Genomic DNA, 14,301 nt, shown 5'->3' with positions numbered 1-14,301 from the left:
GACGTCACGGTCCGCTAAGGATTGGCCCGGGACGCCGGTTTCGCACAGCAGCTTCACAGGCGGTACGGCGTCGATTCACGCTGCGGCCCGCCCCGCCCCACGGTGGGGCGGGACCCGGGTCAGACGCGGGGCAGCGACTCCGCGGCGAGGCCGCCCTCGATGGCGAGGATGCGGTGCAGCCGGGTCGCCACGAGCAGGCGCTGCATCTGGGGCGGTACGCCGCGCAGCACGAGACGCCGTCCGCAGCGGCCTGCCCTGCGGTGGGCGCCCATGATGACCCCGAGCCCGGTGGCGTCCCAGGAGTCGAGACCGGTCAGGTCGAGCACGAGGTCGCCGACTCCGTCGTCGACGGCCGAGTGCAGGACCGTACGGGCGTCCGCCGCGCTCCGGACGTCGAGGCGGCCCCCGACGACCAGCTCGACATGGTCGCCCCTGATGTGCATATGCGCTCCCCTGGAGTGCTCCGTCTTTTCATCAACTGACTGTCGTTGGCGCAGAAGCGTTGCGCCTTGTAAGCGAACTGATACCGAATTCACCCGTCGGGGTGATAGCCGACTGGCATTCGGAACTCAGTGCTTGTAGAAGCCCTGCCCGCTCTTGCGGCCGATGTCACCGGCGTCCACCATCCGGCGCATCAGCTCCGGCGGTGCGAACTTCTCGTCCTGGGACTCCGCGTAGATGTTGTTCGTGGCGTTCACCAGGATGTCGATTCCGGTGAGGTCCGCGGTGGCGAGCGGACCCATGGCGTGACCGAAGCCCAGCTTGCAGGCGATGTCGATGTCCTCGGCGGTGGCGACGCCCGACTCGTGGAGCTTGGCGGCCTCGACGATCAGCGCGGAGATGAGGCGGGTGGTGACGAAGCCGGCGACGTCGCGGTTGACGACGATGCAGGTCTTGCCGACCGACTCGGCGAACTCCCGCGCGGCGGCGAGGGTGGAGTCGCTGGTCTTGTAGCCGCGGACGAGCTCGCAGAGCTGCATCATCGGGACCGGCGAGAAGAAGTGGGTGCCGACCACGGCCTCCGGACGCTCCGTCACGGCCGCGATCTTGGTGATCGGGATGGCGGAGGTGTTGGAGGCGAGGACCGCGCCGTCCTTGGCGATCTTGTCGAGGGCGCGGAAGATCTCGTGCTTGACCTCGAGCTTCTCGAAGACGGCCTCGACGACGATGTCGGCGTCGGCGACCGCCTCGAACTCGGTGGTGGCGGTGATCCGGCCGAGGGCGGCCTCGGCGTCGGCGGCGTCCAGCTTGCCCTTGGCGACGAAACGGTCGTACGACGCCTTGATGCCGTCGGTGCCCCGGGTCAGCGCGGCGTCGGTGACGTCACGCAGGACGACGTCCCAGCCCGCCTGGGCAGAGACCTGCGCGATTCCCGACCCCATGAGTCCGGCTCCGATGACGGCGAGCTTCCTGGCCACGTCTTCCACCCCTCAACACCTGTTCACTTCTGACTCTCCGGCGGAGATTAGCGGGCGTGAGGCGGGATGTGACCGTGAAGTAACGCGCGTCACGCCCCGTTTGACGGACGTCACACTCGCGACAGGCCGGCTACCCCCGTACGGCGTACGTCAGCACCCGCTCGCTCAGCAGCTCCTCGATCTCGTCGAGGAGGACGAGAGCCTCCCGGGAGACCTGGGTGGCCTTGCGGCCGGCCGTCATCTCGCGGGTGATGTAGCCGACGACGGTGTTCTCGATCCAGGCGAGCTGGCCGCCGACGAGCAGGGGCAGCGGATCGTCGTCGGCCGCGCCGGTCTCCTCGCGCAGGGTGGCGACGACGGCGTCGTGGACCTGCTGCTGGAGGTAGAAGAGCCGGGCCTTGAGGGTGGGCGCGTGCTCGATGACGTTCATGAAGGCGTCGAAGCCGTCCATGAGTCCGTACGCGGGCGAGACCGCGCCGATCTGCTGGCGCATCTCGCGCAGGACCGCGTCGGCGGCGGACTCCCCCTGGTCCCGGCCGCGGATCATCCGCGCGAGGCGGAGGGTGACGCCTTCCATCCGGTCGAGGAAGAGGTCCTCCTTGGCGGGGAAGTAGTTGTACACCGTGTTGACGGAGACGTCCGCGGCGTCCGCGATCTCCGCGATGGTCACGGTCACGAAGCCGTGCTCCAGGAAGAGCCCGGTGGCGATGTCGGAGATCCGCTGCTTCGTCTGGCGCTTCTTGCGCTCCCTCAACCCCTCGGCCATGGCGCCATCTTAGGTGCCCCTGGATTTTTGGGGACGTTGCAAAATTTCAGTGACTCTGTTTTTGTAGTCGTCATGCCCATCATCAGTACGGCCGGGCTCGCCCGGACCTTCCAGACGAAGAACGGCCCCGTGGAGGCGGTCCGCGGGATCGACCTCACGGTGCGGCCGGGCGAGATCCTCGGTCTCCTCGGCCCCAACGGCGCGGGGAAGACCACGACCCTCCGCATGCTCACCACGCTGCTCCCGCCCACCGGCGGCGTGGCCACCGTCGCCGGCCACGACCTCCTCGCCGACCCCGCTGCCGTACGGCAGCGGATCGGGTACGTCGCCCAGGCCGGCGGGGTCGACCCGCAGGAGACCGTGCGCTCCGAGCTCGTCATCCAGGGCCGGCTCTACCGGCTGTCACGGACGGACGCGGCCGCCCGCGCCGAGGAACTGGCGCGGGAGCTCGGGCTCACCGATCTCCTCGACCGGTCCACGGCCGCGCTCTCCGGCGGCCAGCGCCGCCGCCTCGACATCGCGCTCGGCCTCACCCACCGGCCCGGCGTGCTCTTCCTCGACGAGCCGACGACGGGACTCGACCCCGGCAGCCGCGCCGACCTGTGGGCGCTGGTGCGCCGGCTGCGCGACGAGCACGGCACGACCGTCGTGCTCACCACCCACTACCTCGACGAGGCCGACGCGCTCGCCGACCGCCTGGTGATCGTGGACAAGGGAGTCGTCATCGCGGAGGGCACCCCGGCCGCGCTCAAGGCCGAGCACGGGGTGACCACCCTCCAGGACGCCTTCCTGGCCATCACCGGGCGCGGCCCGGCCCCCGCCGACCACACCCCCGTCGCCGTCTAGGACCCGAGAGAACCCGAGGCCTCCCTTGCTGCTCCACGACACCGCGATCGTCTTCGGTCGCTACGCCCGCCAGACGCTGCGCTCCCGGTTCCAGATGCTGTTCGGCGTGCTCATGCCCCTGCTGTACCTGTTCTTCTTCGGGCCGCTGCTCGCCGATCTGCCGCTCGGCCGCGAGGGCGACTCCTGGCAGATCCTCGTCCCCGGCCTGCTGCTCCAACTCGGGCTCTTCGGGGCCTCGTTCGCCGGCTTTTCGCTCATCATGGAGAAGAACTGGGGCGTGGTGGAGCGGATGCGCGTCACCCCTGTCAGCCGGCTCGCCCTGCTCCTCGGCCGGGTCCTGCGCGACGCCTCGCTCTTCGTCTTCCAGGCCGTGCTGCTGGTCCTCGCCGCGCTGGCCATGGGCCTGCGGGCGCCGCTCGCCGGGATCCTGATCGGCTTCGTGTTCGTCGCCCTGCTGACGTTCGCGCTGGCCTCGCTCTCGTACGCGCTGGCGCTGAAGGTCCGTACGCCACAGGAGTTCGGCCCCACGATCAACGCGCTCTCGCTGCCCGCGATGCTGCTGTCCGGGCTGATGCTGCCGATGGCGCTCGCCCCCGGCTGGCTGGACGTGCTCTCGCACCTCATGCCGTTCCGCTATCTGGTGGACGCGGTACGGGACGCGTACGTCGGGGAGTACGCGACGGCGACCATGCTGCACGGCGTCCTGGTGGCCGTCGGGCTGACGGTGCTCGCCGTGACGGTCGGCACACGGACGTTCCGGAAGGCCGGAGCGTAACTACGCTGGGGCCATGGTCAATCTGACGCGCATCTACACCCGTACCGGCGACCAGGGCACCACCGCTCTGGGCGACATGAGCCGGACCGCCAAGACCGATCTGCGGATCTCGGCGTACGCCGACGCCAACGAGGCCAATGCCGTCATCGGTACGGCCATCGCCCTCGGGCAGCTCGACCAGGAGGTCGTGAAGGTCCTCGTCCGCGTCCAGAACGACCTGTTCGACGTCGGCGCGGACCTCTCCACCCCGGTGGTCGAGGACCCGAAGTACCCGCCGCTTCGGGTCGAGCAGAGTTACGTCGACAAGCTGGAGGCGGACTGCGACCGCTTCCTGGAGGAGCTGGAGAAGCTGCGCTCCTTCATCCTGCCGGGCGGCACGCCCGGTGCGGCGCTGCTGCACCAGGCGTGCACGGTCGTCCGCCGGGCGGAACGCTCGACGTGGGCGGCGCTTGAGGTCCACGGCGAGACCATGAACCCCCTGACGGCGACCTACCTCAACCGCCTCTCGGACCTGCTCTTCATTCTGGCGAGGACGGCGAACAAGGAGGTCGGGGACGTGCTCTGGGTCCCCGGCGGAGACCGCTAGACACGAACCCCGGCCGGGGGCCGCCGGACCGCGGCCCCCAGACCGCGGCCCCCGGGTCGTCAGACCCGGTCCCGGTCCCGGTCCCGGGTCGGCAGCGCATCCTCCCGCTCGCCCGCCGGGGCCTTCCTCGGCCAGATCGCGTAGCTGAGCGCGATCAGGCCGTGGATGCCGGCCGCCCGCCAGGCGACGCCGATCCAGCCCTTCAGCGACTCCGTGTCCCCCGCATCGCCGACGTACCAGATCGCGAGCAGCAGCAGTCCGGACGCGACCGCCGCCGCCGTCACCGAGCCCAGCCAGACCTTGCCCTCGTGGCGGGCGCGCGCCATGCCGTAGCGCGGCGGGCCGACGGGCGGCGGCGCGCCGCCCAGGCGGTGGGCGGCGTGGCCGTCGAGCCACTTCACGGTGCGGTGGCCGTGGCCGACGGTGTAGCCGATGTACACCGCCGCGAGGCCGTGCCGCCAGCTCGGTTCCGCGCCGTTCTTCAGGTCGATCGCGGTCACGACGAGCAGCAGGACCTCCAGAAGCGGCTCGCACAGCAGCAGGGCGAGGCCCGCCCGGGGCATCTTCAGCAGATAGCGGGTGGCGAGGCCGGCGGCCAGCAGGACCCAGAAGCCGACCTCACAGATCACGATCAGCGTGACGATCACGGCGGTACTCCCCTCTCGGTTCCCCTCCAGCGTCCCGTGGCGTTCCGGCCGGGTCGTCGTCGCCGATGACGAAGTACGACTACATCCTTCGACGGAGGGCCGGATCGGCCCGCACGGCGAGGCCCGGAGTCCGCCCGCCGTGTTGGATGGGAACGTGACACTCCCCCGACCGCACCGCGACGACCTGCTCATCGCCGCCGGCGGCCTCGCCATCGGCCTGCTGATGTGGTCCTTCGGGCTGCACACCCAGACCGACCGGCTGATCACCGCCCGGTGGGCGACCTTGATCCCGCTCGTCGTGATGGCCTCGATGGAGGCCCTGCGGCGCACGATGCCGCAGACGGCCCTGACCGTCGGCACGGTCGCGCTCGTGGCGGACCAGTTCACCTACGGCAGCCTCGTGACCGCGCTGATGTTCACGGACCTGGTCTACGCGTCCGTGGTCTACGGGAGACCCGCCGCCGCCCGGCGCATCCCGTACACGACCGGGCTGATCACGATCGGGGTGACGATCGGCTTCCTCGTCTGGTGGCAGAACGCGATCGCCCTGGTGGTCGGCCTGATCACGGGCATGGTGTCGTTCCTGCCCGCCGTCACCGGAGCCGTCGTACGCAACCACCGTCAGGCCGCCGACGCCGCACGCCTCCGGGCCGAGCAGACCGCGCTGCTCGCCGAGATGGACCGCAGTCAGGCCGTCGTGGCCGAGCGTGCCCGGATGGCGCGGGAGCTGCACGACATGGTCGCCAACCATCTCTCCGCGATCGCGATCCACTCCACGGCAGCGCTGTCGCTCGACGATCCGGGGACCACCCGGCAGGCGCTGACCGTGATCCGGGAGAACAGCGTCGACGGTCTCGCGGAGATGCGGCGGCTGATCGGGCTGCTCCGGGACAGCAGCGGGGACGTGGAGCCGGCGGCGGCGCCCACCCTGGACGGCCTGGACGCGCTGGTGGCCCAGGCCGCGGCGAACGGGCGGAGCAGCGGGCTGACGTTCACGGTCGACGACACCCGGGCGGAGGACGACGCGGCGCCGCCGGCCCCGGTCGGGCTCGCCGCGTACCGGATCGTGCAGGAGTCGCTGACGAACGCCCTCAAGCACGCGGCGCCGGGCGAGGTACGGGTGGAGCTCGGCCACCGCCCGGACGGCGCTCTGACGGTGGGCGTGACCAGTGTGCTCGGCGGGCAGCCGGGGCCGCGCGCCCCCGGCTCCGGGGCGGGTCTGGTGGGGATGCGGGAGCGGGTGGCGCTGCTCGACGGGGAGTTCGAGGCCGGTCCGGTGACGGCCGACGCCGGGCGGAAAGAATGGCGGGTGCGGGCTGTCCTGCCCGTCGGTACGAGCGACAAGGAGCCGTCGGCATGGTACGGGTGATCGTGGCCGAGGATCAGAGCGCGGTCCGGGCGGGGCTTGTCCTGATCCTGGGCAGCGCGCCGGACATCGAGGTGGTCGCGGAGGCGGCGGACGGCGAGCGCGCGGTGGAGCTGGCCCGTGAGCTGCGCCCGGATCTGGTCCTGATGGACATCCAGATGCCGCGGATGGACGGGGTGACGGCTACCGGCCTCGTCGTGTCGGAGGGGCTGGCCGATGTGCTCGTGCTGACCACCTTCGATCTGGACGAGTACGTCTTCGGGGCGCTGCGGGCCGGGGCGGCGGGGTTTCTGCTGAAGAACGCCGACGCGAAGGACCTGATCGAGGCGGTACGGACGGTGGCGCGCGGGGAGGGCCTGATCGCCCCGGCCGTGACGCGGCGGCTGATCGCCGAGTTCGCGTCCCCGCGCGGGCCCGCGCCGACGCGGAGCGGGGCGGACGCTTCCGTACTGGACGCGTTGACGCCCCGGGAGCGCGAGGTGCTGTCGGTGCTGGCCAAGGGGATGTCGAACGCGGAGATCGCGGGGCGGCTCGACATGGCGGAGGCGACGGTGAAGACGCACGTCAGCAAGGTGCTGGGCAAGCTGGGGGTGCGCAGCAGGGCTCAAGCGGCGGTCGTCGCACGGGAGTTGGGTGTCTGAAGGACACTCGTCGACGTTGGTCTGGACCTCTTGACGGTTGGTCCAGACCTTTCTACGCTCGCGGGGCGCGCGCACTTCACGGACCACCCCCATTCTCTCGTTCGTCCGTCCGCAACTTGAGGAGCACCGTTGAGCACTCAAGCACCGACGCGCAGAACAGGGTTCAGACACCGGGCCGCCGCCGGTCTGACCGCCCTGATCCTGCCGCTGGCCGCCATGGTCGGCCTCGCCGCTCCCGCCGAGGCCGCCACGGCGGCCACCGCCACGTACAACAAGGTCTCCGACTGGGGCACCGGCTTCGAGGGCAAGTGGACGGTGAAGAACACCGGCACCACCACCCTCTCCTCCTGGACCGTCGAGTGGGACTACCCCGCCGGCACGGCCGTCACCTCCGCCTGGGACGCCACCGTCACCAGCGCCGGCACCCACTGGACCGCCAAGAACGTCGGCTGGAACGGGACCCTCGCCCCCGGCGCCAGCGTCTCCTTCGGCTTCAACGGCTCCGGCTCCGGCGCCCCCAGCGGCTGCAAGATCAACGGCGCCTCCTGCGACGGGTCCACCCAGCCCGGCGACAACGCGCCCTCCGCCCCCGGCACGCCCGTTGCCTCCGACATCACCAACACCTCGGTCAAGCTGACCTGGACCGCCGCGACCGACGACAAGGGCATCAAGAACTACGACGTCAAGCGCAACGGCACCACGGTCGCCACGGTCACCGGACTGACGTACACGAACACCGGGCTGACCGCCGGCACCGACTACAGCTACACGGTCGTCGCCCGCGACACCATCGACCAGACCGGCCCCGCCAGCGGCACCGCGAGCGTCCGCACCACGGGCGGCGGGGGCAACCCCAACCCCGGCTCCACCGTGAAGCTGGGCTACTTCACCAACTGGGGTGTCTACGGCCGGAACTACCACGTCAAGAACATCGTGACGTCCGGCTCCGCGTCCAAGATCACGCACATCAACTACGCCTTCGGCAACGTGACCGGCGGCCGGTGCACGATCGGTGACTCCTACGCGGACTACGACAAGGCCTACACCGCCGACCAGTCCGTCGACGGCGTCGCGGACACCTGGGACCAGCCGCTGCGCGGCAACTTCAACCAGCTGCGCAAGCTGAAGAAGGCGTACCCGAACATCAAGGTGCTGTGGTCCTTCGGCGGCTGGACCTGGTCCGGCGGCTTCGGCCAGGCCATGCAGAACCCGACCGCCTTCGCGCAGTCCTGCTACGACCTGGTGGAGGACCCGCGCTGGGCCGACGTCTTCGACGGCATCGACCTGGACTGGGAGTACCCGAACGCCTGCGGCCTGTCCTGCGACAGCAGCGGCCCGGCCTCGTTCAAGAACATGATGCAGGCCATGCGCGCCAAGTTCGGCAGCAGCGCCCTGGTCACGGCGGCCGTCACGGCCGACGCCTCGTCCGGCGGCAAGATCGACGCCGCCGACTACGCGGGCGCCGCGCAGTACATGAACTGGTTCAACGTGATGACGTACGACTTCTTCGGCGCCTTCGCGGCGCAGGGCCCGACGGCCCCGCACTCCCCGCTGACCTCGTACCCCGGCATCCCGCAGGCGGGCTTCAACTCCGCCGATGCGATCGCCAAGTACAAGGCGAAGGGCGTCCCGGCGAACAAGCTGCTGCTCGGCATCGGCTTCTACGGCCGCGGCTGGACCGGCGTCACCCAGTCCGCCCCGGGCGGCACGGCGACGGGCGCTGCGCCGGGCACGTACGAGCCGGGCATCGAGGACTACAAGGTCCTGAAGAACACCTGCCCGGCCAACGGCACGGTGGCCGGTACGGCGTACGCGCACTGCGGTTCCAACTGGTGGAGCTACGACACCCCGGCGACGGTCACGTCCAAGATGAGCTGGGCGAAGAACCAGGGCCTGGGCGGCGCGTTCTTCTGGGACTTCACCGGTGACACCGCCAACGGCGAGCTGGTGAGCGCCATCAACAACGGGCTGAACTAGCCCCTCGGAAAACGCGGCGGGGACGGTGCAGCACACCGTCCCCGCCGTCGTACGTTCTGATGCAGCTCCCCCGAATGCGGCTGCCCCGGATGCTGCTTCCCCCGGCCTCGTCCGGGGGACTCATCGGGGCGGCGCCGATCAGGCCACATTCACTCGCTGGCCCGGAGGCGCGGCCTCCAGCCATGCGAGAAAGCCGGTGAGAGCGTCCTCGCTCATCGCCAGCTCGAGCCGCGTCCCCCGGTGCATACAGCCCTGGATCACGGCGTCGGAGAGCAGCGCGAGCTCCTCCTCGCCCTCGGGCATCCGGCGCTCCAGGACCTCGATGGCCGAGCGCTCCAGGACGCGGCGGGGGCGGGGGGCGTACGAGAAGACCCGGAACCAGGCGATCTCGTCACCGCTGTAGCGGGCGACGCCGTACACCCAGCCCTTGCCGGAGGGGTCCGGCTCCTCGGGGATGTTCCAGCGCAGGGAGCAGTCGAAGGTGCCGCCGGCACGCTGGATCAGCCTCCGGCGCAAGCCGAAGACGAAGAGCCCGATCACCACCAGTGCGACGACCAGGCCGCTCAGGAGCAGAGCGAGGAACATCTTCACCGACCTCCTCGCTGCGTCCCGTGACCGGCGTCGCCGGCGTAACCGAATACAACCTGCATCTGCATCGCCTCAGCCGCGACACGGTCTGGATAATTCCAGCCGTGCCGCGGCTGAGGGCACAACTCTCGGCGCGGTCCGCTAGCGGACCGCTACCGCACGCAACCGGACATCGGCGCGACGCTCGGCGGCGGCGTCCGACTCCGACTTGGCGCGCTCCAGCGCACGCTCGGCGCGCTGGGCGTCGATCTCGTCCGCCAGCTCGACGATCTCCGCGAGCAGAGACAGCTTGTCGTCGGCGAACGAGATGAATCCACCGTGCACAGCGGCGACGACGGTCTCGCCCTCGCTGGTACGGATGGTCACCGGGCCCGACTCCAGCACACCGAGCAGCGGCTGGTGGCCGGGCATGACGCCGATGTCGCCGGAGGTGGTACGTGCGATGACCAGGGTGGCCTCGCCGGACCAGACACTCCGGTCCGCGGCGACCAGCTCGACGTGCAGCTCAGCAGCCAAGGGTGGCTCCTCGGGTCACCACCCGGCGGTCGTGCCGGGTGTTGGGGTCAATTCTAATGGGCGTGACGAGGGGGGCGGGACACACCCGCCCCCCTCACGAGAGCACGGGGCTCAGGAGACGCCAAGCTCCTTGGCGTTCTTCTTGAGGTCCTCGATGCCACCGCACATGAAGAAGGCCTGCTCGGGGAAGTGGTCGTACTCACCGTCGCAGATCGCGTTGAACGCGGCGATCGACTCGTCGAGCGGAACGTCCGAACCGTCCACACCGGTGAACTGCTTCGCCGCGTGGGTGTTCTGGGACAGGAAGCGCTCGACACGGCGGGCGCGGTGGACAACGAGCTTGTCCTCCTCGCTCAGCTCGTCGATACCGAGAATCGCGATGATGTCCTGGAGGTCCTTGTACTTCTGCAGGATTCCCTTGACGCGCGTGGCGGCGTCGTAGTGGTCCTGCGCGATGTAGCGCGGGTCCAGGATCCGGGACGTGGAGTCCAGCGGGTCCACGGCCGGGTAGATGCCCTTCTCGGAGATCGGACGGGAGAGAACCGTCGTCGCGTCGAGGTGGGCGAAGGTGGTGGCCGGAGCCGGGTCGGTCAGGTCGTCCGCGGGGACGTAGATCGCCTGCATCGAGGTGATCGAGTGACCACGGGTCGAGGTGATGCGCTCCTGGAGGAGACCCATCTCGTCGGCCAGGTTCGGCTGGTAACCCACGGCGGAGGGCATACGGCCGAGCAGGGTGGAGACCTCGGAGCCGGCCTGCGTGAAGCGGAAGATGTTGTCGATGAAGAACAGCACGTCCTGCTTCTGCACATCGCGGAAGTACTCCGCCATGGTCAGACCGGCGAGGGCCACGCGCAGACGGGTGCCCGGGGGCTCGTCCATCTGGCCGAAGACCAGCGCGGTCTTGTCGAGAACGCCGGCCTCCTCCATCTCGACCATGAGGTCGTTGCCCTCACGGGTGCGCTCGCCGACGCCCGCGAAGACCGACACACCGTCGTGCAGCTTGGCCACACGGACGATCATTTCCTGGATCAGAACGGTCTTGCCGACACCGGCACCACCGAACAGACCGATCTTTCCACCCTTGACGTACGGGGTGAGAAGGTCGACGACCTTCAGGCCGGTCTCGAACATCTCGGTCTTGGACTCGAGCTGGTCGAAGGCCGGGGCCTTGCGGTGGATCGTCCAGCGCGGCGCGTCGGCCACGGTGGAGGCGTCGGCGTTCAGCACCTCACCCAGCGTGTTGAACACACGGCCCTTGGTGACGTCGCCGACGGGCACGGTGATGCCCTTGCCGGTGTCGGTCACCGGGGCCTGGCGGACCAGGCCGTCGGTGGGCTGCATGGAGATGGTGCGGACGACGCCGTCACCGAGGTGCTGGGCGACCTCGAGGGTCAGCGTCTTGGTCGCGCCCTCCTCGGCCGGGTCCGGAACCTCGACGTTCAGCGCGTTGTAGATCTCCGGCATCGCGTCGACGGGGAACTCCACGTCGACGACCGGGCCGATGACCCGGGCGACGCGGCCCGTGGCGGCGGCCGTCTCAACAGTGGTCGTCATTACTTGTCACTCCCCGCGGTCGCGTCGGCCAGGGCTGCGGTGCCACCGACGATCTCGCTGATTTCCTGGGTGATTTCGGCCTGGCGGGCCGCGTTGGCAAGTCGGGAGAGGTTGTTGATCAAGTCTCCCGCGTTGTCGGTCGCCGACTTCATCGCACGGCGCGTGGCGGCGTGCTTGGAGGCAGCCGACTGGAGCAGCGCGTTGTAGATCCGGCTCTCGACGTAGCGCGGCAGAAGGGCGTCGAGGACGTCCTCCGCCGACGGCTCGAAGTCGTACAGCGGACGGAGCGTGTCCTGCTCGCCCGCCTCCTTCGCCACCTCGTCGAGGCTGAGGGGCAGCAGCCGGGCCTCGACCGCCGTCTGCGTCATCATCGAGACGAACTCGGTGTAGACGATGTGGAGCTCGTCCACTCCGCCCTCGGCCGTGTCCTTCTCGATCGCCTCGATCAGCGGAGCCGCGATCTTCTTGGCGTCCGCGTACTCCGGCTGGTCCGTGAAACCGGTCCACGAGTCGGCCAGCTTGCGCTCACGGAAGTTGTAGTGCGCGATGCCACGACGGCCGACGACATAGATGTCGACCTCGCGTCCCTCGCTCTCCAGCTTCTTCGTCAGCGCTTCGGCCGCCTTGATGGCGTTGGAGTTGAAGGCGCCGGCCAGACCGCGGTCGCTCGCGAGGAGCAGGACCGCGGCACGGGTCGGGTTCTCCGTCTCGGTGGTCAGCGGGTGCTTGTCGTTCGCACCCGTGGCCACCGCGGTGACCGCGCGGGTCAGCTCGGTGGCGTACGGGGTCGACGCCTGCACCTTGCGCTGCGCCTTGACGACACGCGAGGCGGCGATCATCTCCATCGCCTTGGTGATCTTCTTCGTCGCGGTGACGGATTTGATGCGACGCTTGTAGACCCGGAGCTGCGCTCCCATGAGTCAGGTCCCTTCCGTCGTCACTTCGAGACGTTGACGGCAGCGGAAGCGTCGTCGCCCAGCAGCTTCCCGTCAGAGGTCTCGAACTGCTTCTTGAACTCCGCGATGGCGTCGGCCACGGACTGCAGGGTGTCGTCCGACATCTTGCCGCCCTCACGGATGGAGGTCATGAGACCGGAGTGGCTCTGGCGCAGGTACGCCAGCATCTCGGCCTCGAAGCGGCGGATGTCGGCCACCGGGACGTCGTCCATCTTGCCGGTGGTGCCGGCCCAGACGGAAACGACCTGGTTCTCGGTGGGCATCGGCTGGTACTGAGCCTGCTTGAGCAGCTCGACCATGCGCTGACCACGCTCCAGCTGCGCCTTCGACGCGGCGTCCAGGTCCGAACCGAAGGCGGCGAACGCCTCCAGCTCACGGAACTGGGCCAGGTCGACACGGAGGCGACCGGAAATCTGCTTCATCGCCTTGTGCTGGGCGGAGCCACCGACACGCGAGACCGAGATACCGACGTTCAGGGCCGGACGCTGGCCGGCGTTGAACAGGTCGGACTCCAGGAAGCACTGGCCGTCGGTGATGGAGATGACGTTGGTCGGGATGAACGCCGACACGTCGTTCGCCTTGGTCTCGACGATCGGCAGACCCGTCATCGAACCGGCACCCAGCTCGTCCGAGAGCTTCGCGCAGCGCTCGAGGAGACGCGAGTGCAGGTAGAAGACGTCACCCGGGTAGGCCTCACGGCCCGGCGGGCGGCGCAGCAGCAGCGACACGGCGCGGTAGGCGTCGGCCTGCTTCGACAGGTCGTCGAAGACGATCAGGACGTGCTTGCCCTGGTACATCCAGTGCTGGCCGATGGCGGAGCCGGTGTACGGCGCCAGGTACTTGAAGCCGGCCGGGTCGGACGCCGGGGCGGCGACGATCGTCGTGTACTCGAGCGCGCCGGCCTCTTCCAGGGCGCCGCGAACGGACGCGATGGTCGAGCCCTTCTGGCCGATGGCGACGTAGATGCAGCGGACCTGCTTGTTCACGTCGCCCGAGCGCCAGTTGTCACGCTGGTTGATGATCGTGTCGACACACAGCGCGGTCTTGCCGGTCTGACGGTCACCGATGATCAGCTGACGCTGACCACGGCCGACCGGAGTCATGGCGTCGACGGCCTTGTAGCCGGTCTCCATCGGCTCGTGCACCGACTTACGGGCCATGACGCCCGGGGCCTGCAGCTCGAGGGCGCGGCGGCCCTCGGTCGCGATCTCGCCGAGACCGTCGATCGGGTTGCCGAGCGGGTCGACGACGCGGCCGAGGTAGCCCTCGCCGACACCTACGGAGAGAACCTCACCGGTGCGCTGCACCGGCTGGCCCTCCTCGATACCGCTGAACTCGCCGAGGACGATCGCACCGATCTCGCGCTCCTCGAGGTTGAGGGCGAGACCGAGGGTGCCGTCCTCGAACTTCAGCAGCTCGTTCGCCATGGCGGAGGGCAGGCCCTCCACCTTCGCGATGCCGTCGCCGGCCAGGCTGACCGTTCCGACCTCCTCGCGCGAGGCCGCGTCCGGCTGGTACGACTGGACAAAGGTCTCCAGCGCGTCCCGGATCTCCTCCGGCCGGATCGTGAGCTCCGCCATCTGGGTTCCCTGCTCTCCTTGTTGGGCCCGAAGTCTTCTTGGGGGTCTGGGGGCCGACCCCCAGGAATCTTCTGCAATCTCTGCA

General features: G+C 69.5%; 15 protein-coding genes. 6 read left to right on the top strand and 9 right to left on the bottom strand.

All coding sequences use genetic code 11. From position 1 onward, the window contains the following. Positions 1 to 119 precede the first annotated feature (119 nt). The 3 genes from ACFY8U_RS24260 to ACFY8U_RS24250 form a co-directional block, all read right to left on the bottom strand. The gene (locus ACFY8U_RS24260; protein ID WP_024761898.1) at positions 120 to 443 is read right to left on the bottom strand and encodes an STAS domain-containing protein; all 324 of its coding nucleotides are present in this window, start codon (positions 441 to 443) and stop codon (positions 120 to 122) included. 126 nt (positions 444 to 569) lie between these two features. Further along, entirely contained in the window at positions 570 to 1,418 is an 849-nt protein-coding gene (locus ACFY8U_RS24255; RefSeq protein ID WP_389573502.1) for a 3-hydroxyacyl-CoA dehydrogenase family protein, read from the bottom strand. Between the two features lie 130 nt (positions 1,419 to 1,548). Then, positions 1,549 to 2,184 (bottom strand): TetR/AcrR family transcriptional regulator, encoded by a 636-nt coding sequence (locus ACFY8U_RS24250; RefSeq protein ID WP_361434688.1) that lies wholly within the window; start codon positions 2,182 to 2,184, stop codon positions 1,549 to 1,551. Between the two features lie 72 nt (positions 2,185 to 2,256). Here ACFY8U_RS24250 and ACFY8U_RS24245 point away from each other — a divergent pair, with 72 nt between their 5' ends. From ACFY8U_RS24245 to ACFY8U_RS24235, 3 genes are read left to right on the top strand one after another with little or no spacing between them, the layout of a single operon-like run. Continuing rightward, positions 2,257 to 3,030: an ABC transporter ATP-binding protein gene (locus tag ACFY8U_RS24245; protein WP_389573499.1), complete on the top strand. Its 774-nt coding sequence runs from the start codon at positions 2,257 to 2,259 to the stop codon at positions 3,028 to 3,030. A 25-nt stretch (positions 3,031 to 3,055) separates the two neighbouring features. After that, positions 3,056 to 3,805 carry an ABC transporter permease gene (locus ACFY8U_RS24240; RefSeq protein ID WP_361434690.1) on the top strand — a complete coding sequence of 250 codons (750 nt, stop codon included), beginning with the start codon at positions 3,056 to 3,058 and terminating at the stop codon, positions 3,803 to 3,805. A 13-nt stretch (positions 3,806 to 3,818) separates the two neighbouring features. After that, on the top strand, positions 3,819 to 4,391 hold the full coding sequence (locus ACFY8U_RS24235; protein WP_361434691.1) for a cob(I)yrinic acid a,c-diamide adenosyltransferase: 573 nt from the start codon (positions 3,819 to 3,821) through the stop codon (positions 4,389 to 4,391). Between the two features lie 59 nt (positions 4,392 to 4,450). On the opposite strand, the gene ACFY8U_RS24230 is transcribed toward ACFY8U_RS24235, so the two are convergent. After that, positions 4,451 to 5,038 (bottom strand): hypothetical protein, encoded by a 588-nt coding sequence (locus tag ACFY8U_RS24230; RefSeq protein WP_389573495.1) that lies wholly within the window; start codon positions 5,036 to 5,038, stop codon positions 4,451 to 4,453. Between the two features lie 154 nt (positions 5,039 to 5,192). On the opposite strand from ACFY8U_RS24230, the gene ACFY8U_RS24225 reads away from it, so the two are divergent. The 3 genes from ACFY8U_RS24225 (at position 5,193) to ACFY8U_RS24215 (ending at position 9,022) form a co-directional block, all read left to right on the top strand. Then, positions 5,193 to 6,407: a sensor histidine kinase gene (locus tag ACFY8U_RS24225; protein WP_389573492.1), complete on the top strand. Its 1,215-nt coding sequence runs from the start codon at positions 5,193 to 5,195 to the stop codon at positions 6,405 to 6,407. Then, positions 6,395 to 7,045 carry a response regulator gene (locus tag ACFY8U_RS24220; RefSeq protein WP_389573489.1) on the top strand — a complete coding sequence of 217 codons (651 nt, stop codon included), beginning with the start codon at positions 6,395 to 6,397 and terminating at the stop codon, positions 7,043 to 7,045. The genes ACFY8U_RS24225 and ACFY8U_RS24220 overlap by 13 nt, the downstream gene beginning before the upstream one ends. A gap of 129 nt (positions 7,046 to 7,174) precedes the next feature. Beyond that, complete coding sequence (locus tag ACFY8U_RS24215) at positions 7,175 to 9,022, top strand: glycosyl hydrolase family 18 protein (RefSeq protein ID WP_389573487.1); 1,848 nt, start codon at positions 7,175 to 7,177, stop codon at positions 9,020 to 9,022. Between the two features lie 138 nt (positions 9,023 to 9,160). On the opposite strand, the gene ACFY8U_RS24210 is transcribed toward ACFY8U_RS24215, so the two are convergent. The 5 genes from ACFY8U_RS24210 to atpA form a co-directional block, all read right to left on the bottom strand. Then, positions 9,161 to 9,607: a DUF2550 domain-containing protein gene (locus tag ACFY8U_RS24210; protein WP_361434695.1), complete on the bottom strand. Its 447-nt coding sequence runs from the start codon at positions 9,605 to 9,607 to the stop codon at positions 9,161 to 9,163. Between the two features lie 144 nt (positions 9,608 to 9,751). Continuing rightward, on the bottom strand, positions 9,752 to 10,126 hold the full coding sequence (locus tag ACFY8U_RS24205; protein ID WP_352188973.1) for a F0F1 ATP synthase subunit epsilon: 375 nt from the start codon (positions 10,124 to 10,126) through the stop codon (positions 9,752 to 9,754). A gap of 111 nt (positions 10,127 to 10,237) precedes the next feature. Beyond that, on the bottom strand, positions 10,238 to 11,680 hold the full coding sequence (gene atpD / locus ACFY8U_RS24200) for a F0F1 ATP synthase subunit beta (protein ID WP_389573484.1): 1,443 nt from the start codon (positions 11,678 to 11,680) through the stop codon (positions 10,238 to 10,240). Further along, positions 11,680 to 12,597, bottom strand: a complete 918-nt coding sequence (locus ACFY8U_RS24195; RefSeq protein WP_361434697.1) for a F0F1 ATP synthase subunit gamma — start codon at positions 12,595 to 12,597, stop codon at positions 11,680 to 11,682. The genes atpD and ACFY8U_RS24195 overlap by 1 nt, the downstream gene beginning before the upstream one ends. Positions 12,598 to 12,617: 20 nt before the next feature. After that, a complete protein-coding gene (gene atpA, locus ACFY8U_RS24190) occupies positions 12,618 to 14,216 on the bottom strand; it encodes a F0F1 ATP synthase subunit alpha (RefSeq protein ID WP_361434698.1) in 1,599 nt (532 codons plus the stop codon). Positions 14,217 to 14,301 lie beyond the last annotated feature (85 nt).

Origin of the sequence: Streptomyces sp. NPDC012508 (assembly GCF_042902595.1) — a bacterium.
In the GTDB taxonomy this organism is placed as follows: Bacteria; Actinomycetota; Actinomycetes; order Streptomycetales; family Streptomycetaceae; genus Streptomyces.
Note: the sequence above shows the minus strand (reverse complement) of the source record. Positions and strands in the feature narration are given on the sequence as shown.